25 protein-coding genes and 1 pseudogene are annotated in these 24,523 nt (G+C 37.4%); 18 read left to right on the top strand and 8 right to left on the bottom strand.

The genetic code is table 11. The annotated features are described in order from the left end of the window. Positions 1-770: 770 nt before the first annotated feature. From ACFILH_RS03255 to ACFILH_RS03285, 7 genes and pseudogenes are all read right to left on the bottom strand, one after another. Positions 771-2,759: a MacB family efflux pump subunit gene (locus ACFILH_RS03255; RefSeq protein WP_273790526.1), complete on the bottom strand. Its 1,989-nt coding sequence runs from the start codon at positions 2,757-2,759 to the stop codon at positions 771-773. 3 nt (positions 2,760-2,762) lie between these two features. Then, positions 2,763-3,989 carry an efflux RND transporter periplasmic adaptor subunit gene (locus ACFILH_RS03260; protein ID WP_273790527.1) on the bottom strand — a complete coding sequence of 409 codons (1,227 nt, stop codon included), beginning with the start codon at positions 3,987-3,989 and terminating at the stop codon, positions 2,763-2,765. Then, positions 3,986-5,467: an efflux transporter outer membrane subunit gene (locus ACFILH_RS03265; RefSeq protein ID WP_273790528.1), complete on the bottom strand. Its 1,482-nt coding sequence runs from the start codon at positions 5,465-5,467 to the stop codon at positions 3,986-3,988. The genes ACFILH_RS03260 and ACFILH_RS03265 overlap by 4 nt, the downstream gene beginning before the upstream one ends. A 61-nt stretch (positions 5,468-5,528) precedes the next feature. Further along, complete coding sequence (locus ACFILH_RS03270) at positions 5,529-6,344, bottom strand: exodeoxyribonuclease III (protein ID WP_273790529.1); 816 nt, start codon at positions 6,342-6,344, stop codon at positions 5,529-5,531. A 33-nt stretch (positions 6,345-6,377) separates the two neighbouring features. Continuing rightward, on the bottom strand, positions 6,378-6,986 hold the full coding sequence (locus ACFILH_RS03275; RefSeq protein ID WP_273790530.1) for an outer-membrane lipoprotein carrier protein LolA: 609 nt from the start codon (positions 6,984-6,986) through the stop codon (positions 6,378-6,380). A gap of 121 nt (positions 6,987-7,107) precedes the next feature. Continuing rightward, positions 7,108-7,367: pseudogene (locus ACFILH_RS03280) on the bottom strand (DNA translocase FtsK); the annotation flags it as partial. 724 nt (positions 7,368-8,091) lie between these two features. Then, positions 8,092-10,533: a DNA translocase FtsK 4TM domain-containing protein gene (locus ACFILH_RS03285; RefSeq protein ID WP_375643239.1), complete on the bottom strand. Its 2,442-nt coding sequence runs from the start codon at positions 10,531-10,533 to the stop codon at positions 8,092-8,094. A 737-nt stretch (positions 10,534-11,270) separates the two neighbouring features. On the opposite strand from ACFILH_RS03285, the gene ACFILH_RS03290 reads away from it, so the two are divergent. Then, complete coding sequence (locus ACFILH_RS03290; RefSeq protein WP_375630903.1) at positions 11,271-12,548, top strand: ubiquinone biosynthesis hydroxylase; 1,278 nt, start codon at positions 11,271-11,273, stop codon at positions 12,546-12,548. A 1,569-nt stretch (positions 12,549-14,117) separates the two neighbouring features. Here ACFILH_RS03290 and ACFILH_RS03295 read toward each other — a convergent pair. Beyond that, the gene (locus ACFILH_RS03295) at positions 14,118-14,405 is read right to left on the bottom strand and encodes an H-NS family nucleoid-associated regulatory protein (RefSeq protein WP_015857007.1); all 288 of its coding nucleotides are present in this window, start codon (positions 14,403-14,405) and stop codon (positions 14,118-14,120) included. A 128-nt stretch (positions 14,406-14,533) separates the two neighbouring features. Between ACFILH_RS03295 and ACFILH_RS03300 the strand changes: the two genes are divergently transcribed. The 17 genes from ACFILH_RS03300 to ACFILH_RS03380 all read left to right on the top strand — a co-directional run bounded on the left by ACFILH_RS03300 (position 14,534) and on the right by ACFILH_RS03380 (position 24,267). After that, positions 14,534-15,148, top strand: a complete 615-nt coding sequence (locus tag ACFILH_RS03300) for a hypothetical protein (protein WP_375667352.1) — start codon at positions 14,534-14,536, stop codon at positions 15,146-15,148. After that, complete coding sequence (locus ACFILH_RS03305; protein ID WP_375667354.1) at positions 15,148-15,777, top strand: TrwN protein; 630 nt, start codon at positions 15,148-15,150, stop codon at positions 15,775-15,777. Before ACFILH_RS03300 ends, ACFILH_RS03305 begins: the two co-directional genes overlap by 1 nt. Positions 15,778-15,894: 117 nt before the next feature. After that, positions 15,895-16,194: a KorA family transcriptional regulator gene (gene korA / locus ACFILH_RS03310; RefSeq protein ID WP_375630977.1), complete on the top strand. Its 300-nt coding sequence runs from the start codon at positions 15,895-15,897 to the stop codon at positions 16,192-16,194. After that, positions 16,157-16,474, top strand: a complete 318-nt coding sequence (gene trwL / locus ACFILH_RS03315; RefSeq protein ID WP_375643235.1) for a VirB2 family type IV secretion system major pilin TrwL — start codon at positions 16,157-16,159, stop codon at positions 16,472-16,474. Before korA ends, trwL (ACFILH_RS03315) begins: the two co-directional genes overlap by 38 nt. A gap of 135 nt (positions 16,475-16,609) precedes the next feature. Next, on the top strand, positions 16,610-16,924 hold the full coding sequence (gene trwL / locus ACFILH_RS03320; protein WP_375643233.1) for a VirB2 family type IV secretion system major pilin TrwL: 315 nt from the start codon (positions 16,610-16,612) through the stop codon (positions 16,922-16,924). A gap of 139 nt (positions 16,925-17,063) precedes the next feature. Next, positions 17,064-17,384 (top strand): VirB2 family type IV secretion system major pilin TrwL, encoded by a 321-nt coding sequence (gene trwL / locus ACFILH_RS03325; protein WP_375643232.1) that lies wholly within the window; start codon positions 17,064-17,066, stop codon positions 17,382-17,384. A 76-nt stretch (positions 17,385-17,460) separates the two neighbouring features. Beyond that, positions 17,461-17,775, top strand: coding sequence for a VirB2 family type IV secretion system major pilin TrwL (gene trwL / locus ACFILH_RS03330; protein ID WP_375667355.1), 315 nt, complete (start codon positions 17,461-17,463; stop codon positions 17,773-17,775). A 76-nt stretch (positions 17,776-17,851) separates the two neighbouring features. After that, a complete protein-coding gene (gene trwL, locus ACFILH_RS03335) occupies positions 17,852-18,172 on the top strand; it encodes a VirB2 family type IV secretion system major pilin TrwL (protein WP_375643747.1) in 321 nt (106 codons plus the stop codon). A gap of 123 nt (positions 18,173-18,295) precedes the next feature. After that, positions 18,296-18,604: a VirB2 family type IV secretion system major pilin TrwL gene (gene trwL / locus ACFILH_RS03340; protein WP_375643745.1), complete on the top strand. Its 309-nt coding sequence runs from the start codon at positions 18,296-18,298 to the stop codon at positions 18,602-18,604. A 123-nt stretch (positions 18,605-18,727) separates the two neighbouring features. Further along, positions 18,728-19,039 carry a VirB2 family type IV secretion system major pilin TrwL gene (trwL, locus tag ACFILH_RS03345; RefSeq protein ID WP_375643743.1) on the top strand — a complete coding sequence of 104 codons (312 nt, stop codon included), beginning with the start codon at positions 18,728-18,730 and terminating at the stop codon, positions 19,037-19,039. 119 nt (positions 19,040-19,158) lie between these two features. Continuing rightward, on the top strand, positions 19,159-19,473 hold the full coding sequence (gene trwL / locus ACFILH_RS03350; protein ID WP_375667356.1) for a VirB2 family type IV secretion system major pilin TrwL: 315 nt from the start codon (positions 19,159-19,161) through the stop codon (positions 19,471-19,473). A 122-nt stretch (positions 19,474-19,595) separates the two neighbouring features. Then, a complete protein-coding gene (gene trwL, locus ACFILH_RS03355) occupies positions 19,596-19,910 on the top strand; it encodes a VirB2 family type IV secretion system major pilin TrwL (RefSeq protein WP_375667357.1) in 315 nt (104 codons plus the stop codon). A 58-nt stretch (positions 19,911-19,968) separates the two neighbouring features. Continuing rightward, the gene (gene trwL / locus ACFILH_RS03360) at positions 19,969-20,283 is read left to right on the top strand and encodes a VirB2 family type IV secretion system major pilin TrwL (protein WP_375637542.1); all 315 of its coding nucleotides are present in this window, start codon (positions 19,969-19,971) and stop codon (positions 20,281-20,283) included. Positions 20,284-20,408: 125 nt separating this feature from the next. Continuing rightward, positions 20,409-20,717 carry a conjugal transfer protein gene (locus ACFILH_RS03365; RefSeq protein ID WP_375637541.1) on the top strand — a complete coding sequence of 103 codons (309 nt, stop codon included), beginning with the start codon at positions 20,409-20,411 and terminating at the stop codon, positions 20,715-20,717. A 12-nt stretch (positions 20,718-20,729) separates the two neighbouring features. Beyond that, the gene (locus tag ACFILH_RS03370; RefSeq protein ID WP_375613868.1) at positions 20,730-21,038 is read left to right on the top strand and encodes a type IV secretion system protein VirB3; all 309 of its coding nucleotides are present in this window, start codon (positions 20,730-20,732) and stop codon (positions 21,036-21,038) included. Positions 21,039-21,040: 2 nt separating this feature from the next. Then, a complete protein-coding gene (locus tag ACFILH_RS03375) occupies positions 21,041-23,512 on the top strand; it encodes a VirB4 family type IV secretion/conjugal transfer ATPase (protein ID WP_375637540.1) in 2,472 nt (823 codons plus the stop codon). Beyond that, complete coding sequence (locus ACFILH_RS03380; RefSeq protein WP_375637539.1) at positions 23,509-24,267, top strand: type IV secretion system protein; 759 nt, start codon at positions 23,509-23,511, stop codon at positions 24,265-24,267. The genes ACFILH_RS03375 and ACFILH_RS03380 overlap by 4 nt, the downstream gene beginning before the upstream one ends. Positions 24,268-24,523 lie beyond the last annotated feature (256 nt).

Consider the following 24,523-nt stretch of genomic DNA (forward strand, 5'->3'; position numbering starts at 1 on the left):
ATGCCTTAAACAAAATATTCTAAAGAAAGCTAAGTTACTCGCATAAAGGAACAGAAAACGGCTGTATCTTAGGTCACATTTTAAAACCTGAGCATGATCATTATTTATTTGCATAAACCTAAACACCTATAATTTGCACCACCCTCTGCAAAACCAAAAGTGAGAAATACTCATAACCTCTTTTCCGAAAATCTTAAAAATACTAAACGAAACCTCTTAAACTTCTCAGCTATCTCGATACCAGTTCATTTTTTTGGAAGAATGGAAGTTTAAGCTGTTTTTGGCATCAACCTTCTTTTTTGTTCTTTTGTTTGTTAGCAGATATACTATTCACTTCCCCGCCTCTTTTTAAATTAAATCTTAAGAATCGTCGCGCAATATATTTCATTTGTCCTCCTCTTCACATCTCAGAAGACGAAGATTTTTAACAAAATTCAGTCTGCAAGCAATCTCATTCTAACGGGTTCCATTTAACTTCTCCTTAATAGGATTTACTTCCATAAGACTCGACAAGAAAGATTTAAAAATATTCATTATGCATTCTCAAAACATTCAATGCCTCAAGAAGGCTTATATGCCTATCATATCTCACATGATGTGGTGTGCTATAAGAAACGTTCACCTCTAGTGGTATGCTCCACTTAACGAACAAAGCGTTTTCTAAAATAGAGCAGCAAATAATGCTAAACTTTTCCCATTCATGTTTCGCTTCATAAACGCTTCATCCAAGTGGAAAGCATCACGAACAAACATGACCCAATTGATAAAGCTTAATCGCGTGAAAGAGCGACAACAGGGTCAAGCCGTGAAGCTTGCCGCGCTGGAGAAAAGCCAAAACATATTCCAATGAGTGTTGAAAAAGTAAGAGACATAATGATCGATTCAATAGTATAAACCAAATGGATAGGTGCCTTAAACAGAAGAAATAAGCCACCGATAGAAAGCCCAAGCAAGATCCCCAAACCACCACCAATCACACAAACCAAAATCGCTTCAATGAGAAATTGCTGTAAAATATCACTTTGCCGTGCACCAACTGCCATACGCACGCCGATTTCATTGATCCGCTCAGAAACAGTGACCAACATAATATTCATCACCCCAATACCCCCCACAATCAAGGAAATAGCTGCAATTGAAGAAATTAAAAGTGTTAAAATATTTGTACTCTCCATAACACGTTCACGGAAGAATTCAGAATTTCTAATGAAAAAGTCCTCCCCACCATGCCGCATAATGAGAAAACGTTTTATCATGGTCTCCGCTAAATGTGAATCAATATCATCAGCAATTCTAACAGTAATTGCACGAACTTCTGTTGTGCCAAGAAAACGTGTCTGCACTGTTGTATAGGGCAAATAAAGCTGTAACGTATTTGATGTATCTCCACTTGCATTATTTTGCGAATCAACAACACCAATAATACGCGCTGGAACATTCCCCACATGCACCACCTTTCCAAGGGGGCTTTCATAGCTATGGGGGAAAAGAACAGACAATGCTTCTTTCTCGATCACGAGATCAACCGCCCGATCATGGACACTTTTTTGATCAAAAAACTGTCCTTTGAAAACTTTGAGCCCCTGTGTCTGAAAAAATTGTTCTCCCACCCCCGCAATGACGGCATTGACTTCAACTGCACCAAAACGCACTTTCGAGCTTGCTGAAATCTGTGGTGTTACACCAGAAACATAAGGTAATCCAGACAAGGCTTCTGCATCAGCTTCAACCAAACTGGTTATTTTTTCTGCTTGTGGATCAGAAAAACTTTTACCAGGAAAAATGGTTAATGTATTAGTACCCAAACTTTTAAAATTTTCCAGAATTTTCTCTCGTGTACCATTCCCTAAAGCCACCATAGCAATAATCGCCCCAATACCGATAATCACCCCAAGCATTGTTAGAAAAGTCCGCATACGATGTGCATTCATTGCCAACAGAGCCATCACAAACGCCTCACGGAATCGCTCAAAAAAAGAACGAAAAAAGCCCAGTTTTTGTTGGCCTTTTAGATTTTGTTGTTCCTGAAGAGATTTTCTACCAACTTTTGTTTTTGCAACCCTTGACCGCTTATCAGCAATAATTTCCCCATCACTGATTTCGATAATACGCTCTGCTCTTTCAGCCACCTGCATATCATGGGTTACAATGATAATAGTACGCCCTTCTTGATGAAGTTCATCCAAAATATGCAATACTTCTTGCCCACTCTTTTTGTCCAATGCACCAGTTGGTTCATCTGCAAGAATGACCTCCGCATTATTCATGAGCGCCCGAGCAATAGAAACACGTTGTTGCTGACCACCGGAAAGCTGATTTGGACGATGATTTATCCGATCACCCATGCCCAAACGCGTTAAAAGATCCTGTGCACGCTTTTTTCTTGCTTCCACGGCACATCCCGCATAAATAGCCGGAATTTCAACATTACCAAGAGCTGTCAATTCATTCAACAAATGGTAGCGCTGAAAAATAAAACCAAAATGATTACGTCGTAAAGCCGACAATTCATCCGCAGAAAGAGAAGCTGTTTCTTTACCAGAGATCCAATAACGGCCAGAAGTTGGACGATCAAGACAGCCTAAAATATTCATCAAGGTAGATTTACCTGAACCGGAAGCACCTACAATTGCCACCATTTCACCACGTTTAATGGTAAGATTGATGTTTTTCAAAACGGTAACAAACGTTTCGCCCGCAGGAAATTTGCGCACAATATTTTCCAAGACGAAGACAGCATCTGCTTGATTTGTGCTCATGCTTTAACTCTCGTCTTCGCTATGCATGTTAGAAGACTCTGGCATCACTCCATCAGACGAACTGGTGATGACGACATCACCCTCGTTAAGTCCTGAAATAATCTCCGCCATAACCTTATTATTCAACCCAACACTCACCTGTTTAGTAACCACCTTATTTTCCCCCACCAAAACAGAAACCCATGCTTTACGCTCTCTTGTCTCATCGCGTAAAGCATCACTTGGAACCAACAAGACATTCTGCGCGCGCCCTAAGATAATATGAACTTGAGCAGTCATATAGGTTCGCAAAAAATTGTCCGCATTATCAACATGTAGAATTCCATTGTAATAGATAGCCGATGATATTAAAGCACTAGAACCACTCACCATACCAGGATTAATACTCACATCAGCACGAATTGCTTCAGGAGCCGGCTCTACTTTTTCTAAAACGCCTTCATAACGACGCTGTGAATTACCTAAAACTGTAAAATAAAGTGGTTGTCCAGCTCGGACTTTAAGAATATCTGCTTCTGAGATTTGCGCCTTGATCGTCATCTTTGATAAATCACCCAAAATAACAATTGTTGGCGCCGACTGAACCGCATTCACATTCTGCCCTTCTTCCACAACTGTTGCCAAAACCGTTCCCGCTGAAGGGGCAGTGATGCGTGTATAACCTAAATTAACCTCTGCACTCTCCACATCAATTTGTGCTTGCACAATCTGCTGACGAAGTTGTTCAATTTGCGCCTCGCGTATTTTCACCTGTGTCGCAGCCTCATCGAGGTTCGCCCGTGAAATCGCACGTGTTTCGATCATTTTTTTCTGACGCTCTAAATTTTTCTGTGCAAGAGAAAGATAGGCTTCTTGTTCTACCAAATTCGCATAATAATGCGATAATGCCGCTTTTTTTCTTTTTAAATCATTTTCCTGATCTGTAGGATCAATTTCTGCCAAGAGATCGCCTTCTTTCACAACACTCCCAGGGGAAACACGCATTGACACCACACGCCCTGTTGCACGCGCACCAACAGCCACCAACCGGTAAGGACGTACAAGACCAGAAGCTAAAACACTTTCCTCAATATCCCCACGCTTCACCACCGCTGTTATATAAGTTGGAGTAGATGTTCCAAAAAAAACAGAACGTAACCATAACAACAAGAGAATGAGAAATATAGCAGTTAAAAAGAAGGAAAGTTTTTTATGTTTTGTAATGAAATTTTTGAGTAAGTTTTTTTTCATTTCCCTACCTTTGCACGCGAACGAGGTGCATTATCAACGACTTCTGGACGCGATACATCAACAACGCCATCCCAGCCTCCCCCCAATGCTTTCATCAACGTGATATATTGCGTAACCAAAGAAACACGGCTATCTTTAAGCGCCATTTGTGCAGAATAATAAGAGCGATCAGCATTTAACAATTCAAGAAAACTAGTATTTCCATTCTCAAAAAGGCTCCGTGAAAGTTTTAAGGAATGAAGAGAAGCTTTATTCGCAACGATTAGCTTTTCTAAGCGTTGATGTTCCTTCGTTAATCTTACAAGCGCATTTTCTACATCTTCTAAAGCTTCCAACACAGCAGCTCGATAAGTAATAAAAGCTTGATCACGCTGCGCGCGCGCTACCGCAATAGAAGCCTCGACCTGACCTCCATTAAAAAGAGGAAAACGAAGACCAGGTCCAAAAGACCAGCCAATCGTTGAATTTTTCCATAATTGATCAATTGCCGTTGCTGCTGTTGAAATATTACCTGTTAAAGTAAGTGATGGATAACGATCTGCTTCACGTTGACCAATCCGTGCTGTCGCTTGCGCATATTGACGCTCTGCCCGTCGTAAATCCGGACGTGTTAACAAAATATCAGCTGGAATTCCTGCTGGTATCGGCCAGCGTGGTTGTGGAATCTTTGCATGCTTAGCATTTTTTTGTAAAAGATCCTTCAATGCCGTAGGCACACGACCAGTTAAGACAGAGAGGCGATGAACGCTCATTGCTACATTCGCTTCCATCTGTGATATATCTGCCTCTGTATTTGCCATTTGCGCTTGCGCATTTGAAACATCAAGCTCAGAGACATCACCAGCTGTTAATCTAGCGCGCATCAGTTCATAAGTTTTACGTTGTGAGACAGCAATTTGCCGCACAATAAACAACTTTTGTTGCCAACCACGCATTTGCACATAATTTGTTGCCACATCTCCTAGTAATGTCACCATGGTAGCACGCATATCTTCCACAGCCGCATCAAGGCCATAACGCGCTGCTTCAACCGCACGTTTATGCCCACCAAAAAAATCCAGCTCCCAGCTTGCATCAAAACCACTACTATACTGGTTTAACAATGCATCAGACTGTCCAGAACGACTACGGGTTCCTGAAATTGAATTGGACACATTTGGCAAAAGAGTTCCCACAACCTGCCCTAAACCTGCACGCGCCTCACGTACCCGAGCTTTGGCAACAGCAACATTATTATTTCCAGAAATAGCATAATCCATTAACGCATCTAGAACAGGGTCATTCAAATGCCGCCACCATCCGGCAAGCGCAACGGACTGCCCTGCAGTCTGTGCAGATTTTTCTCCCCAAACTGCTGGAACACGAAAAGATGTTTTCTGGTAATTAGGACCAACCATACATCCTGACAAAAGCAAACACAACAAGACACTAGAAAATAATCCACGAGAAGCGCCCCATTTGAGATTTCTGATATACATCCAGTCTCCCGCATTCTTTCAGAATCATTATTTAATATTAATACTTTATTTACCTCTTATTTCAAACTTGACGTGAAAAATCAAATACAGTTTGCACAGGAATATGATCTGAAGGACGTTCCCATCCGCGCGCATCACGAAAAATAGAAAGATCTACAACAAAAGGTGCTAAATCTTGAGAAGACCAAACATGATCAAGCCGCCGCCCATAATCGGTAAATGCCCAATCGCGAGCACGATAACTCCACCATGTATAAAGCTTGGTAGGAACAGGAATATGCAACCGCATCAGATCAACCCATCCACCTTGACAACACAAATCCTGTAAACGCTCGGTTTCAATGGGAGTATGGCTTACAACCTTCAACAATTGCTGATGAGACCAAACATCCTCTGCCAAAGGAGCAATATTTAAATCTCCCACCAAAAGAGAAGAAAGACCATCGCCGTGATCCGCACGAATGGAAGACATTTCTTCTAAAAAATCAAGCTTATGACGAAATTTTTCATTCACATCAGCATCAGGGATATCTCCCCCAGCAGGAACATAAAAATTATGAATCCGCAAGCTTCTCCCATGGGCTTCCACAATAACTGAGATATACCGGCAATCTTGGTTTTGACAAAAAAAACGTTTTTCTACCTTTTTAAAAGGCAAACGAGAAACAATAGCCACCCCGTTATAAGATTTTTGTCCACTCAATGCGATATGCTTATAACCCGCTGCTTCAAAAGCCTCCACTGGAAATAAAGCATCTGGACATTTTGTTTCCTGTAGACACAAAACATCTGCGGAAAAGAGTTCCAAATACTGAAAAACCTGTGCAAGACGCAAACGAATAGAATTAATATTCCAAGTCGCAATACGAAAGAACATTTGTTTTAATCCAAATAACGTAACACTCTTTCTTCATTTCTTCGAAGGAAGCGTGAACATCCCATTAGCGAACCGGACGTCTGTCCGCACATTCATAACCTGCACAGTAGTTTCCAAATTTTGTTGGTCAACAATTGTCCACTGCCGCAAAGCAGAGCCTTTAGAATCAAAAACCATCCTTATTTGCCCTGCCCCAATCGTTTTATCACGCAGAACAATCGTCACAGCCCCTGGATCTTCGCGAAATGCCAACAAGCGCCCAGAAGATACATCAATTTTATCATCCAACAAAAACTTCATTGGCGTTTGCGAAAGTTGTGAAAAGTTCCAAGTATTCAAAGCCCGATTGTTAATACCCACAAATTGGCCATCTGCAATAATTTGTAAAGGCATTTTTTTGTAAATGAAACGAATTTTCCCTGGACGCTCTAAATAAAATGTCCCCTGAGACATTTTTCCCTTTGGACTAAACTGAATAAAATCACCTGTCATTGTTTTGATTGCCGCAAAGTGATTCACAACATTTTGCGCCTTTATCACTTTATTAGATACTTGCGAAAAAACAGGAAAAGTTAAACACCAAAAGATAATAATTCCCACCAACCCAAAGATTCTTCTTTGCGGTAAAAAAGACGTTTTCATAAAAAATGCTCCCAAGCAATACTTAATTAACTTTATAATTCATAACTTAAGTGATCAACGACGAATAAATACCTATCTTTATAAGATAAAGATATTGTTTGAAAAAAATATCAAAAGATTTTCAAAAGTATTCTTCTTCGACAGTCTCCAAAACTTTTTGCTTACCCATATCATTTACTGGACTAATGATGCCTTCTTCTTCCATCCTTTCAATCAATGTTGTAGCACAGTTATAACCAATGCCTAAACGACATTGAATATAAGAAGTCGAAGCCTTACGATCACGAAGCACAATAGCAACAGCTTGACAATAGGAATCATCTGCTAAAGAAACATCCTTCCTTTATTTCTTGCGATCTCTTTCGGTATCGTTTCCAAATAACCAGTCTGCGTTTATGTTTCCGAAATCATCAAAATTTCCTGCTTTTCTGCTGATTTTCTAAACGCATAATATATTCTTTCCCACCCCTAATCTATGAAGCAACATAAATTATAGTCAATACATAATGGATTAAGGACTAAACATATTACTCGCGAACCTGAAAGCTCTTTTAAGTGTCAAAAATGCTTTTTTGACTTCCTTCCCACCCAAAAGAATAAAAATCTTCATCCGAACCACTCTGTAAACAGTTTGGAGTTTAGCAAATTTCACTTAGCTTCCCACCCCATATAATTCATTTATATTAAGACTCGACAGATCAGCCTTGCCCTAAATATTTAGAGCGCACTTAAAAAGACACTTAAATACCAAACCTTACATGCTTTTACCCCCCCTCTACACTCGCAATGACATTATTTTATACCAAGATATTGATTTATAATAATTTATCTTTTTAACTTAAATCATAACGCCAAATACAATAAGATTCTCTCATCACATACTCTCTCATATTGAATCAATTCAAATCATTTGCTTGCACGTTACAAGCAAGGTTGGTGTATGGATAAAAGTTATATAAGATAAAGAATCCCCTTATAAGGAGTCTCAAGTACCAAGGAGCTATCGCAAATTGAGAGCTGGTATATGAAAATGCAGACTTTCTACGATACAATAGGATAAACACTTGTTTTACAAGGTATTATAAAAAACAACTATAAATATTTTTCAAAAGCGTTCTTCTTCAGCCGGCACTAAAATTTCTCGTTTCCCTGCGTGATTTGCTGGACTAATAATACCTTCTTCTTCCATCCTCTCAATCAATGTCGCAGCGCGGTTATAACCAATGCCTAAACGGCGTTGAATATAAGAGGTTGAAGCCTTACGATCACGAAGCACAATAGCAACAGCTTGACTATAGGGATCATCTTCTGAAGGAGAAGACAAAGAAACATCAGCACCATCCTCTTCAACTTCTTGCGTAATTGTTTCTAAATAATCAGGTCGTGCTTGCTCTTTGAGATGCGCAACAACCTGCTCCACTTCATCATCCGCAACAAAAGGCCCATGCACACGCTGAATACGTCCTCCTCCCATCATAAAGAGCATATCTCCTTGTCCCAATAATTGCTCGGCCCCCTGTTCGCCTAAAATTGTTCGGCTATCAATTTTGGAACTCACAGAAAAAGAAATGCGTGTAGGAAAATTGGCTTTGATCGTCCCGGTAATAACATCGACGGAAGGACGCTGTGTCGCCATAATTACATGGATACCGGCAGCACGTGCCATTTGTGCTAAACGTTGAACCGCTCCTTCAATATCTTTCCCAGCAACCATCATCAAATCAGCCATTTCATCAATAATGACAACAATATAGGGCATAGGACTAAAATCAAGTGTTTCCGTTTCATAAAGAGGCTCACCGGTCTCGCGATCAAATCCAACTTGAATTGTCCGCACCATTGTCTCTCCCTGACTTGCAGCTTCCCTAAGACGTGCATTAAACCCATCAATATTACGAACGCCTAGTTTTGACATTTTACTATAGCGCTCTTCCATTTCACGAACAGCCCACTTTAAAGCAATCACGGCTTTTTTAGGATCTGTCACCACGGGTGTTAATAAATGGGGAATGCCATCATAAACCGAAAGCTCAAGCATTTTCGGGTCCACCATAATGAGACGACATTGTTCAGGTGTCATACGATAAAGCAATGATAAAATCATTGTATTGATAGCAACAGACTTTCCTGATCCTGTTGTACCAGCAACCAAAAGATGGGGCATTTTTGCTAAATCTGCAACAACAGCTTCTCCTCCGATTGTCTTACCCAAAGCAAGTCCTAGCTTTGCTTTGCTGTCAATAAATTCTTGCGCCTGCAACATTTCTCGTAAATAAACCATCTCACGCTTTGCATTAGGCAATTCTATTCCAATAACATTACGTCCTGGAACCACCGCAACACGCGCCGAAATCGCACGCATCGAGCGTGCAATATCATCTGCCAAACCAATGATACGGGAAGACTTAATACCTGCAGCCGGTTCAAATTCATACAAAGTTACTACCGGTCCAGGACAAGCATCTATAATTTTTCCTTTGACCCCAAAATCTAACAAAACCCCTTCAAGTTCCTGAGAATTTGCTCTTAAAACAGCAGGAGAAAGTTTTGCATCCCTAACAGACGGTGGTGGAACCGAAAGATAATCTACAAGAGGAAGAACAAAACCACCATTTGAAGAAGCTGTTAAAGACTTTCGATTTTTAACAGGAGAAACATAGGCTTTATTTTGATTTTTCTCACACTTTACTTTTTCACCCAAAAAAGTTGGCTCAATCCGATCAAATGGCTTTCCTTGCCCTTTACTCTGAAAACGCCTTTTGAAACAGAATAAACGAAAAAAACGCGCTTGTAAAAAATAAAAAAGATGCAAAAGAGCGCCACAAGTTGTCGCAAAAAAACCATGATTTTCACGATCCTCCTCTGCGGCATATTCAGTATCTTCTTCCAACTCAAAGACTGGATTAACGATTTCGTCTTTTGGAATGCTTTTTTCTTTTCTTTTCTTTGTTCGACGCCGCCATATCACATTACCAGCAAAAGCAGCGGTGAAAAAACCTAAAAGAATAAAAACAACACTGAAAAACACCGTGTAAGGAGGAGAAAGAAAAAGAGGAAAGACTGAAGAAGCAACACTTAAAACTTTATCTCCTAAAACCCCTCCCAATCCCATTGGCAATGGCCAATAAGTAAAAGAAGCAACAGGTGACATAAGGGCAAAAGCAATTAAAAAACAAATCGTTGATAGCACCCATAAAAAAAAGCGCAAAGTCAAATTGTAGATATTCTTTTGCGCCAACAAGAGAAAAGACCAAAATAACGGTGGCAACAAAACAGAAAGACTTGCCAAGCCAAAAAACTGCATAATAAAATCTGAAAAAATTGCCCCCATCCACCCCATAAGGTTTGTAACCTCATTTGTACTTGCATGGGTTAAAGATGGATCCGCAACATTCCACGTCGCCAAAGCAAACACACAAAAAATAATAAAGCCCAAAAGCCCAAGCCCAATAAATACCCCTATCTGACGTAAAAACATCTCAATAAGACGCGAACCTTGAGAATTTCGCACTTCTAATGAATCATAAGGAGAAGAACTTCGGTGCATCTATCAATTCCAAATACAAAAATTTCATATTTTAAAGAGTTATAACTCCCTCTCTCTCTTAAAAAAGCATGAAGCTTAAACTCTGTGCCGATTTGTAAACAAATAGCCTGTAAACAATCCGACTTCTTATCTAGCGCGTTCTACCTTCTAACCACTTCATATCATTCATATACCACCACCCTAAGAGACAATCCTTCATAAGGCGCACAAAAAGCTCTCCCTGAGATATTTATCACACGATCAACCAAAAAACACCTCATGTGTAAAGTGTTACATGGGTCCTATAGACACCTTCCTAAACAGATGATGTTTTTTACGCTACATCATGATAACGGCAAAATATGAATACTGTTTTAACCATCACGAATGACCACAATTTTTTATCTACCATACTAACGAAATGTCCCCCTTCAGGACAGGCATACTGAAGTAACTCACACAACTTAAAAAATACATGACCATCTTTGTTTATTTTTAGTTTTCTTTTTTATCAACCAAGTGTAAAAAGAATTGAAGAAGATATTCAAAAAAGCTTATCCGATAAATCTGTAAAATGAATCACATAAATGATTAAGCAGAAAAACTCTGAAAAATTAATCTACCATAAGATTGGCACTAAAAAGGAACCTCATTTTTATAAAAAGAGAGAGAGAAAAGTAAAAGTTAAGTTATTTTAGGCAATGTAAAAAAATATTCTTTTTAAAAGAAAGCAAACTGTAAACAATGGAAGAAGTATTGTGTGTTCTAATCGCAATAAAGACGTACAACCCAATAAAAAAATTAAATCTCATAAAACTAAACAATGTGATCTGCTCATTGCCGGAGGGGCAGCTGTCGGTTTAACCTTAGCGATAGCACTCAAGCAAACAGCCCCTAATCTGAAAATAAAAATCGTTGATGCTGCTCCACAAGGAGATCCCCCTGCTTCTAACATACGAACCATTGCCCTTGCTGCTGCTTCTATTCGTATGTTAAAACAATTACAATGTTGGGAACCTATAAAACCCTATGCGCAACCCATTCATTCAATGATCATCACAGATGCAAGCACTAGTGATCCTGTCAAACCCACCCTTTTAACCTTTGAAGGCGACATTACCCCCGGTGAGCCCTTTGCTGCTATGGTAGAGCATAGAGAACTCATCAACACTCTAAAAAAACGTGTCAAAGATCTCAATATCCCTGTTATTACAAACACGCGTGTCATTGATTTTCATCAAGAACACCAACATACAACCGTCACTTTAAATAATGAAGAGGTTTGGCAAACAAAATTGCTTATTGCAGCTGACGGAGCCCATTCGAAATTACGCCAAAAAGCTGGTCTGAAAAATTTTTCTCATCCCTATAAACAAACAGCAATCATCTGCACAGTTGAACATGAAAAACCCCATAATGGTCAAGCAATTCAACATTTTTTACCTGCCGGTCCTTTTGCTCTTCTCCCTCTCAAAGGCAACCGATCCGCCATTGTGTGGAATGAAGATCATAAAACTGCGCAATATTATCTCAAAGCTGATGCACTTATTTTTGAAACAGAACTCGAAAGACGCATTGGCCATCGGTTAGGCAAACTCTCTTGGGATGGCGAACGTCAAGCTTTTCCTTTGAGTCTTTCTTTAACACGTCAATGCGTTAAACCACGTTTTGCTCTCGTTGGCGATGCCGCCCATACCATCCACCCCATTGCAGGACAAGGACTCAATTTAGGATTACGCGATAGCGCTGCCCTCGCTGAAGTGATTATTGAAACAGCACGACTAGGTCTTGACATTGGCTCCCTCACGGCTTTAGAGCGCTATCAAAGCTGGAGACGTTTTGAAATTGTCCGTATGGCTTTAAGCAATGATTGGCTTAATAAACTCTTTTCTAATGATAGCCTTCTTTTACGGATGCTCCGCGATACCGGCCTTGGAATCATTAATCAAGCGCCAAAAATAAAAAAATACTTCATTCAAGAAGCTGCCGGACTCACTCCAAATGCCCCACGTCTTCTACACGGCTTCCCACTTTAAGAAAAAATTCATACTATTTTACAACCTTTGCCTTCCTCCTTCAAAGAACAAAAAATTCCTATCTCATCCAATCTGTTTACAAACCGGATTCCTGTCGAGTAATTTTTTCTTGACTTCCTCCTCCCATATTTCACTCAACATAAGACTCGACAAGCAAGCTACATTATGAGAATATTCACTACGCACTGAAAAAAACGTTTAATGTCTCAAAGAGGTTGTTGCTTTATATCACCACACTTTAAAAGAAGCCATTTCACGGCATAATAAAATAAACAAGACTTTTTAGCACACAACACTTTTATTTATAATAATAAGTTCATTGTTCTCATATTGAGTGAGAAATCTAAAGATCATAAAATACCCTTATTTCAAATCTCTCTACATGTTGAAGCAATCAAAATCATTCGCTTGCACATCACAAGCGAAAGTGTCGTATAAATAAAAACAATTAAACAAAGCGACAAAAGCCTCCCTCTCTCAAGAACTAAGGACTTTAGCAATATTGGAGGCGAGTAAAGTGTATAAGGACGCCGGCTTATACTTTTTATTGAAGTAAAAATGGTGGTGTACAATGAATTTTATATGATCATAAGGGCTTTTACGTTATACTATTCACGAGAAGCGCCATAAAATAAGCTTAGTTGTATTGAAAAATTTTTCTTTTAAAAAAGCGCGTAAATTGGAAACACAAATGCATTCCGTTTGGGGCATTCTGTTTCTCAGACAAACCCTTTAACTTATTGTGGAATACCACACAATTTTAGAAAAAATATTCCGACATATAACAAAGTATTCCGCACTCTATACCATCACACACAATTGTAAACCTGCATACCCCCCCTATTTCACACCATAAAAGAAGATAAACCGCAATAGAAATGATCCAATCCTTTTATTTTCAAATACACTCTTTATTCATTATTCATAAACGCTCAGAAATGAATTTTAATCACAAACGCTCAGAAATATGTCATAAATTCTATAAAACCCATAACAGCCATAGAAATTTTCCATTTTCTACACACTCACTCATCTCAACTAACGATAAATAAAGTAAATGCCTCATATATAATCTTACAGAAAAAAGCCCAAACAAAATCTATAACATCAGGCTTGTTCTACAGAACAGTATTTCAAAAATATAAGTATACTAATTTATTAACATATTAATTGATAAAATTATCATTTTACATATTGAGTTAAAATCCCTATGCAATAAATTATTCTCATTTCGACCATTTTTGTAAATAATCAATAAAACTCTTTATTTACATAGACTAAAAAGAGCAACGTTAATGAAACGATAAAAAGAAGTAAAATACCCCCCTCTCTCAAATGCCAAAAGCAATTACAATATTTCAACCTGGCATCATCATTATGCTTGCCAGATTATGACAACAAGACCTTTGCATTTAAATAAATTGTTCACGCTCCCTATTGTTGTATTTGGTAACTCAATACTTCAATATATTTGTTCAGTATGTTTATACAATCAAATTACCCAAAAGAGCATACTTCTTGCATTTACATTCCTTAGTATTCCCTTATCTTGTAAATATCGCACACGTGTTACGTTACTTCGAGTTCATCAAGTGTATACCCATTCTCCAACCACTCTTTAATCCACTTAGGTCTACGTCCACGCCCATTCCATAATTCCCATTGGTTATTGGGATTTCTATAATGGCGCTCTTTGCTCACAAGATCAGCGATATCAATTCCATGGGCATTAGCAATTTCAAGAATTTTTCGTCGCGCATTTTGCTTTTCCTTTGCTTGCCGTTTTTTTAATTCCACATCGATTTGTGTACGCATCTCTTGTAGTTCATCAAAATTCATATTCTTGAGATCATTCACCTTAATTACTCCCCTTGCAAAAAAGAATTTCTTTTTGCCATATTTTAAACACAATTATAGACAATTTCTGTCCATTTATTATCGAAATTAAAATTACGATACATATATCACTTTGACGGAGATGTGCTTTGAGCCACAAAGAACTGTTTATTGGTATATCAACTACCACCACTGCATCTTTTTTCAGTTCAATTACTGGAACTACTAAATGCAGTGCTCAAACACCATCACACCTCTCTGACTCTCATGAATCAGTAGTCAAAAGTAAATATAAATCGTCACTCTATAAATTATGGCAATACGCAACAAAGAACAAGCCCTCTCTGTATAATGATAGTGTAGTTCATTATAACAGTAAAACCTCCCCTTACACACAACGGCTTTTTACTTCGTATAAATTTTTTTTGAAAAGATTTTTGCAACTAGAGAATTATATAAAACAAGCAGCTTCAATACAGTATCAAAGATTATTATTTTTTAAAAGCAGCGCCTTTTTTCGTGATTCCAATAATATTGGTTGGCGTAATGTGCTCTATTTTATTCAACACTTTTATCTTGTTGGTTGGATATTCGCATATATTAGAAATCTTCTTAGAAGAGAACAAAGCAATAATCACAAGGAATATTCTAAGCTAAACAATCTCATTCTGCAAATTTATACAATCAAAAGACAACGAGAAAAAGCACCACAAAGAATTAGCATTTGTATTAATAAAATTCTTCGTAATAAGGTGTATTGCTAATGATTGTTCCAGATTTCACATTTTTTGCTGCTGCATACATATCCAATACGCCCCCCATAGCATTTTCAGTTGTTGCCGAACAAGAAGCGCGGGACAATATCTATGTAACAGATGATAAAGATAACTTGTTCTATCAATCATCTCAGCTTAAGGAAACAATCGCAACAGCTGAACAGAGTGAACATAATTTTAACATAATTTTAGGGCAAATTGGTGTTGGAAATGTGAAATTGTTTTCTCTTTTTGATGCATTTGATTTTTGCAGAAATCTTACAGCTGCACAAAGCGCTTTAACTTACTGCTATGAACAAACAACATCAAAGTGCGTCTTTGAAAAAGCGACTTTGCAGTCTGTGCTGAATTTTTACAATACAGAAAACTCAAGCCACACCCGTATGCAAAAAATTACTTCATATGTTGGAGTAAAAGCTGCTGTGCGAGGAAATGAAGACTTGCAGGAGCCTGTAAAGCTTAAAAAAGAAGAACCAGAACAGACAACTAAAGTAGATTCTCTTTCTCTCTCTTCAAAAGGAGAAGAAGATGCATTTACACATAAAGAAAGTAGCGCCCGCGATGCTTTTTCAGCTGAAGATTTTTCTTCATCGAGAAGATCGCAGAGTGAAGACTGATATTTTCACGAAACTCCAGAAATTTGATAGGATATTATAATGAAAGGTAGATAAGAAAATGTTAAAGCTCTAATTAGTAAGATTGAACAAAATCTCTTCTAATTGAGGGCAAAGATAATGAAAATGATAGAACAAAACAGCGTTGATATAGCATTTAGTCAAAAAGCAGCACGTGAGATTACAGTCGTGATGCTTTCAGAAAGAGAATGGTATTTCACGTTTATTTCTGACGATCCAATCACCGGAAAGCCAAATAAATATACGTTACTTACACAAAGAGGAAAACTAAGAACTTGGGCTGATCCAAAATATCTTTTTAAGTTTCTTCATGAACGAGGGGTCATTTGTGGGAGTTTTAATCTTAATCAGGATAAAGGACATGAAACAATTAAATATTCTTCACACAACAGCTCGTAATAAAATTGCTGCATTTTCTGCAGCTTTAACCGTATTTTTTATGACCAATCCCGCATATACCCAAGCAGCAGGTTTAGATCCTGCAAAAAAAGCTTTGGAGCTGCTTCAAACAGATTTGAAAGCGATTATCCCTATCGCCGCTGCCGTGATACTTTTGTGCTTAGCAATTGCTTATGCAGGGCGCTATATCGGAAAAGATACATTCGTACGGTGGGCAATTGGTGTCGTTATCGCTGGTTCAGCAGCTGAACTTGCCGATTTATTATTTAAACCAAACTGATAAATATTTTAGACATAAAATGTTTCTTTCAGGAAATAAGAAGATTAGATTTCTGTGTTTTTATTTAGCACAATAAAAACTATATCAAAAAAGAGATTATTTATGTCAACTGTAATCTAAATTGGAATAAACAATATGAAACAATTAAAAACTCTTCAAACAATAATTTGGAATAAAGCTACTAAAACCTCTACAGCTTTAACTGTATTTTTTATGGCCAATCCTGTGTTAGCCCAAGCAGTAGTTTTACAGCCTGCAAACAAAGCTTTAACTGCACTCCAAACAGACTTGAAGACGATTATCCCTATCGCCGCTGCTGTTATACTTTTGTGCTTAGCAATTGGTTATGCAGGGCGCTACATCGGAAAAGACACATTTGTACGGTGGGCAATTGGTGTCGTTATCGCTGGTTCAGCAGCTGAACTTACTGGTTTATTATTTACAAAATGATAATCTTTTGAAACATGAAATGCTTCTTTCGTAAAAAAGAAATTTAGGTTTCAGTGCTTTTATTGCACATCAATAAAATTATTCCTTATTTCATGGAAAAACTACTTACGTCAAATACAATTTGATAAGGTTGAATAATATGAGAAAATTAATAAATTTTCAATTGAAAGATAATAATAAAATTACCGCAGCCTCCGCAGCTTTAACTGTATTTTTTATGAACAATCCCGTATGGGCTCAAGCAGCACAAGGTTTGAAAAACGCAGATACAGCTTTAAAAGCGCTCCAAAAAGACTTGAAAGATATTATCCCCATTGCTGCTGCCGTGATACTTTTGTGCTTAGCAATTGGTTATGCAGGGCGCTACATCGGAAAAGATACATTCGTACGGTGGGCAATTGGTGTTGTTATCGCTGGTTCAGCAGCTGAACTTGCAAATATGTTATTCATAAAAGTGTAATGAGCATGACTATTAAAGTCATGCTGTATAAAATATCTTTTTATTCTAAAGAAAAGTCTAAATTGAGATAAACAATATGAAACAATCAAATACCCTTCAAACAATAATTAGAAATAAAACTACTAAAATCTCTGCAGCTTTAACTGTATTTTTTATGAGCAATCCTGTGTGTGCTCAAGCAAAATTAACAAATGCAAAAACTGCTTTAGAGACACTCCAAAAAGACTTGAAAGTGATTATCCCTATTGCTGCTGCCGTTATCCTCTTGTGCTTAGCAATTGGTTATGCAGGGCGCTACATCGGAAAAGATACATTCGTACGGTGGGCAATTGGTGTTGTTATCGCTGGTTCAGCAACCCAACTTGCAAATATGTTATTCATAAACACGTAATGAGAATGACTATTAAAGTTATGCTGTATAAAATATCTTTTTATTCTAAAGAGAAATCTAAATTGAGATAAACAATATGAAACAATTAAAAATTCTTCAAACAATAATTCGGAATAAAGCTACTAAAACCTCTGCAGCTTTAACTGTGTTTTTTATGGCCAATCCTGTGTATGCTCAAGTAACATTAAAAAATGCAAAAACTGCTTTAGAGTCTTTACGGGACGACCTTATTAAAAACATTATCCCTATTGCTGCTGCCGTGATACTTTTGTGCTTAGCAATTGGTTATGCAGGGCGCTACATCGGAAAGGATACATTTGTACGCTGGGCAATTGGTGTTGTTATCGCTGGTTCAGCAACCCAACTTGCTACAATGCTATTTACAGGTAAACCATGAATACGTATAATACAAAATGTTTTTAATATAAAAGTTCATTCAGTAATTATTAACATGGCAAAATGCTATTCCATTTATAATAGTAAATACAAAGTATTCATAAGAACTTAATAAGGGTAAAATATGCAAAAACCAATTAATCTCCAATCAAAAAATAATAAAAAAATCACCACACTTTCTGCAGCTATGACCGCATTTTTTGTAACAAATCCTGCATATGCAGCGTTAAATAATGCTAAAACAGCTTTAGAAAGTCTCAAAACAGATCTTACTACCAATATTATTCCTATTGCTGCTGCTGTTATACTTTTGTGCTTAGCAATTGGTTATGCAGGACGCTATATCGGAAAAGACACATTTGTACGGTGGGCAATCGGTGTTGTTATCGCTGGCTCAGCAACCCAACTTGCTACAATGTTATTTAAACAATGAATAAATATAACATAAAATGTTTTTAAGATAAAAGTTCATCCAGTAATCATTAACATGGCAAAATGCTATTCCATTTATAATAGTAAATACAAAGCATTCATAAGAACTTAATGAGAGTAAAATATGCAAAAACTAATTAATCTCCAATCAGAAAATAATAAGAAAATCGCTACACTTTCTGCAGCTATAGCTGCATTTTTTATAACACATCCTGCATATGCAGAAATACAGAATGCTAAAAAAGCTTTAGAAGCTCTGAAAACAGATCTTATTGATAATATTATTCCTGTTGCTGCTGCTCTTATACTTTTGTGCTTAGCAATTGGTTATGCGGGACGCTACATTGAAAGAGATACATTTATACGGTGGGCAATCGGTGTTGTCATCGCTGGCTCAGCAAGCCAACTTGCTACAATGCTATTTACAGGTAAATAAATATAATACAAAATGTTTTTAAAATAAAAATTCATCTAATAATTATTAATATATCAAAATGTTATTCCGTTTATAATAGTAAATATAAAGCATTTATAAGAATTTAATAAGAGTGAAATATGCAAAAACTAATCAACCTTCAATCAAAAAATAACAACAGAGTCATTGCGATTTCTGCGACTATAGTTGCATTTTTTATAACGCATCCCGCATATGCAGAAATAAAGAATGCTAAAGACGCTTTAAATGCTCTGAAAAACGATCTTACTACCCATATTATCCCTATTGCTGCTGCCGTTATCCTCTTGTGCTTAGCAATTGGTTACGCAGGGCGCTACATTGAAAGGGATACATTTATACGATGGGCCGTCGGCGTTGTCATCGCTGGCTCAGCAACCCAACTTGCTACAATGCTATTTACAGGTCAAGCATAAATTAGTATAATACAAAATGTTTTTAAAATAAAAATTCATCTAATAATTATTGACATGGCAAAATGCTATTCCGTTTATGATAGAAATACAAAGCATTTATAAGAATTTAATAAGAGTGAAATATGCAAAAACTAATCAACCTTCAATCAAAAAATAACAACAGAGTCATTGCGATTTCTGTGACTATAGTTGCATTTTTTATAACGCATCCCGCATATGCAGAAATAAAGAATGCTAAAGACGCTTTAAATGCTCTGCAAAAAGATCTTATTGATCATATTATTCCTGTTGCTGCTGCTCTTATACTTTTGTGCTTAGCAATTGGTTATGCGGGACGCTACATTGAAAGGGATACATTTATACGATGGGCCGTCGGCGTTGTCATCGCTGGCTCAGCAAGCCAACTTGCTACAATGCTATTTACAGGTAATCCATAAGTAATTATAATACAAAACGTTTTTAATGTAAAAACTCATCTAATAATAAGAGTAAAATATGCAAAAACTAATCAACCTTCAATCAAAAAATAACAACAGAGTCATTGCGATTTCTGCGACTATAACTGCGTTTTTTATAACGTATCCTGCATATGCAGCAATAGATAATGCTAAAAACGCTTTAGAAGCTCTGAAAAACGATCTTATTGGTAATATTATTCCTGTTGCTGCTGCTCTTATACTTTTGTGCTTAGCAATTGGTTATGCGGGACGCTACATTGAAAGAGATACATTTATACGGTGGGCAATCGGTGTTGTCATCGCTGGCTCAGCAAGCCAACTTGCTAAAATGCTATTTACAGGTCAAGCATAAATTAGTATAATACGTAATGTTTTTAATGTTCGTCGATTATAGATTTGCACCAGTAATAATGTCGCTCATACTACGAAAAAAGGAATATTATTTATAGCAACTTTAATTAAAAGGGGATAAAAGATATGAAACAATTAAATACGCTTCAATCAAAAATATGTAAGATTAGTGCTATTTTTATCACTTCGATTATGTTATTAATAACTCAATCTGCATATGCTCAGACGGAAACAAAGAGTTTAGATGTTTTCATAGGGATGCAATATGGATTAAGTATAATTATTCCTATCGTTGCTGCTATCATTCTTTTATTACTTTTGCTTATTTATATATTTCGCATCATCGCAAGAGCTACATTTATGCGATGGGCATTCAGTGTCATTATTGCTGGTGCAGCTTTTTATATTAGCCACATATTATTTCACCTCCAGTGACGAGGACATTCCATGAAATCGCAAGAAAAAAAAGAATTCCCCCTATTCAAGGGAGCAACACGTGTTCCAACGATATGGGGTGTCCCCATGATGCCATTTATCGTTATGGTTATGGGGGTCGCTGTTATTGCCATGACAGTAAGTATCTTTTTATGGATTATAGCACCTCCATTATGGTTCATTATGGTGCAAATTACTAAAAACGATGATAAAGCGTTTCGTATTTGGTGGTTATGGATCGATACTAAGTTTCGCAATCGTAACAAAGGTTTTTGGGGCGCATCAAGTTATAGTCCCTCTGATTATAGTAAAAGGAGATAAACATGACAGCTGTTGAAAGCAGCAAACGCCTTGCATCAGAGACACCTGTAAGCCTGTTTCTGCCTTATTCACATCATATTACAGATACGATTATTTCTACTAAAAATGCGGAATATTTGTCAATTTGGAAAATTGATGGGCGTTCGCATCAAAGCGCTTCAGAAGAAGATATTTTTCAATGGATAAAAGAGCTTAACAATACTCTACGGGGTCTTGCATCAGCCAATTTATCATTTTGGACGCATATTGTGCGCCGTCGTGTTTATGAATATCCCGATTCAACATTTGATCAAATGTTTTGCTATCAACTTGATGAAAAATATCGACAAAGCTTTACTGGTTATAATTTGATGGTCAATGATTTATATCTGACTGTTATTTTTCAACCGATAGCGGATAAAATTATGTCGTTCTTTTCTAAACATGAACGTGAAACGCTTGATCAAAAAAAGATGCGACAAGACACATGTATCAAAGAACTCAATGACATCAACCGTACTTTAGGCCAATCTTTAAACCGTTACGGTGCAGAACTTCTTGGTGCTTATGAAAAAAATGGGCATGTTTATTCTTCTGCACTTGAATTCCTTGGAATGCTTGTCAATGGTGAATATCGCCCTATGCCAATTTGCCATGATCGTTTTTCCGACTATATGTCTATCAATCGACCTTTTTTCTCAAAATGGGGTGCTCTTGGTGAACTGCGAACAACCAGTGGAATGCGTCGATTTGGAATGCTGGAAATTAAAGAATATGATGCAACAACCAAACCAGGACAATTAAATGTTTTGTTGGAAAGTGACTTCGAGTTCGTATTGACGCAGAGCTTTTCAGTACTCTCTCGACATGCTGCTAAAGACTATTTACAACGGCATCAGCGTAATCTTATTGATGCACGAGATGTAGCAACGAGCCAAATTGAACAAATTGACGAAGCACTAAACCAGCTTATCAGTGGGCATTTTGTCATGGGAGAACATCACTGCACATTGACTATCTATGGTGATACAATTCAACAAGTACGCGACCATATGGCCAAAGCGAGTGCAGCATTACTAGACGTTGCGGTACTGCCCAAACCTGTAGACTTAGCGATAGAAGCTGGCTATTGGGCGCAACTTCCTGGCAATTGGAAATGGAGACCACGTCCTGCTCCGATTACATCATTGAACTTTTTATCATTTTCATCTTTTCATAATTTTATGTCAGGAAAACCCACTGGCAACCCATGGGGACCAGCTGTCACAATTCTTAAAACAACCAGTAAAACACCGCTTTATTTCAATTTTCATGCCTCCAAACTTGAAGAGGACTCGACAGATAAACGTTTACTTGGTAATACCGCACTTATCGGACAATCTGGTTCCGGTAAAACTGTGTTACTCGGCTTTTTGTTAGCACAAGCACAAAAATTTAAGCCGACAACTGTTGTTTTTGATAAAGATCGTGGCATGGAAATTGCCATTCGGGCGATGGGTGGAAAATATTTAACATTCAAGCCAGGCAGGAGAAGTGGTTTCAATCCTTTCCAACTCCCCCCCACACAAGAAAATCTTATTTTTCTGAAACAATTTGTTAAAAAATTGGCAGAAGCTGGTGGTGAGGTCACGCATCACGACGAGGAAGAAATTAACAAAGCGGTTATGTCTGTTATGAGCAGTAACATTGACCAATCACTCCGTCGTTTGTCCTTTCTGGTACAATTTTTACCAAATCCGCGTTTAAGTGATTATAATGCTCATCCTTCTGTTCATGCTCGCTTACTAAAATGGTGTGAAGGTGGTGATTATGGATGGTTATTTGATAATCCCCATGATGCTCTTGATCTCTCAACACATCAAATTTACGGCTTTGATATCACGGAATTTTTAGATAATTTTGAAACTCGCACTCCAGTGATGATGTATTTGCTTTACCGCACAGAAGGCATGATTAGCGGACAGCGATTTATGTATATCTTTGATGAGTTTTGGAAGCCTTTGCAAGATCCGTACTTTGAAGATTTAGCAAAAAATAAACAAAAGACTATCCGTAAACAAAATGGTATTTTTGTTTATGCAACACAAGAGCCTAGCGATGCCTTGGAAAGTAATATTGCCAAAACACTCATTCAACAGTGTGCAACTTACATTTTTCTAGCCAACCCCAAAGCAAACTATGAAGATTATACAAAAGGCTTTAAACTAACAGATACCGAATTTGAACTCGTTAAAGGACTTGGTGAGTTTAGTCGCCAATTCCTCATTAAGCAGGGTGATCAATCTGCGCTTGCAGAACTGAATCTTGGTAAATTCCATCTGACACGCGATGGAAGAACCATCGAACACGACTTTAGTGACGAGCTCTTGGTGTTATCAGGTACACCTGATAACGCAGAATTAGCCGAAAGCATTATCGCGGAAGTCGGTGATGATCCAGCAATATGGTTGCCAATTTTCTTACAGCACGCAAAAAATGACAGGAGGGAAACATGAAAAAAAAGGTCATTTCAATAGTAGTTGTAATAACTTTAGGGATTTCAAACCCAGCAATGGCCTGGGTTTTTGGCGCTGGAGCAGCGGATTTGTCTGCATCAATTCCAACGACGTGGCCCAATTTTTTTGGGAGTTCAAAAACATCAAAGAAAACACCTCCACAACAAAAGAAAGCGCCACCTGATGCCCAACTTCTCGATATGCTAAAAAAACAACTTGAGGAAACAAAAAAGATACACGAATCTATAACGGGAAACCAAAAGTTCGACACTAAAAAACTTAAAAGTGCACAAACAGATCACAGCAGTTTTTTTCTCAAAAATCCAGAAACGCTCTACAATAGAAATGAATCTTCAGCGCTATCTACATCACTTAAAAAGATTTTAAAAGAAGAAGAAATTCCTATTTCTATCCATGAATCTAGCAGTTTTATCAACGATCGTATTCAATATGCAGCCATCACTGATAAAGCCGTAAGTTTAAAGACTTTTGAAGAAGCAAACTATCGTTTTCAGCAAATTGAAGAACTATTAAATGAAATCAAGACAACAAAAGATCTAAAAAGTATTGCTGAGTTACAAGCATATATAATTGGAATGCTCGCTAAGCTACAAAATGAAACAGCAAAACTACAAATGGTCGCACATTTACGCAACGCTGAACATGCACTTATCAAACAGCAGAAGGACAAACATAACATAAAAATTTTAAATAGTAAAAACACGAAAATGCCTACCATAAGATTTATTAGATAAAGCTTTTTGTAACAATATTTCGTTGTATTATTTTTCTTGTATGCTCGAAAAAAGAAAAAGTTAATGTATAATATTCAGTCCTTTCTCATAAACTGAAAAGGTCTACGAAATTTAATTCCATCCTAAAAAAATCAACGAAAAATGCTTAAAAATCATATAAAAAGTTGAAAATTCATTAAAGAGGAATTCCATGAACTTTACAGTGTTCACGCAACTTTTCAATAAAATTGATCAGATAACAAAAACATATGTCACG

Source organism: Bartonella sp. CL435QHHD, assembly GCF_042195095.1.
Lineage (GTDB): Bacteria > Pseudomonadota > Alphaproteobacteria > Rhizobiales > Rhizobiaceae > Bartonella.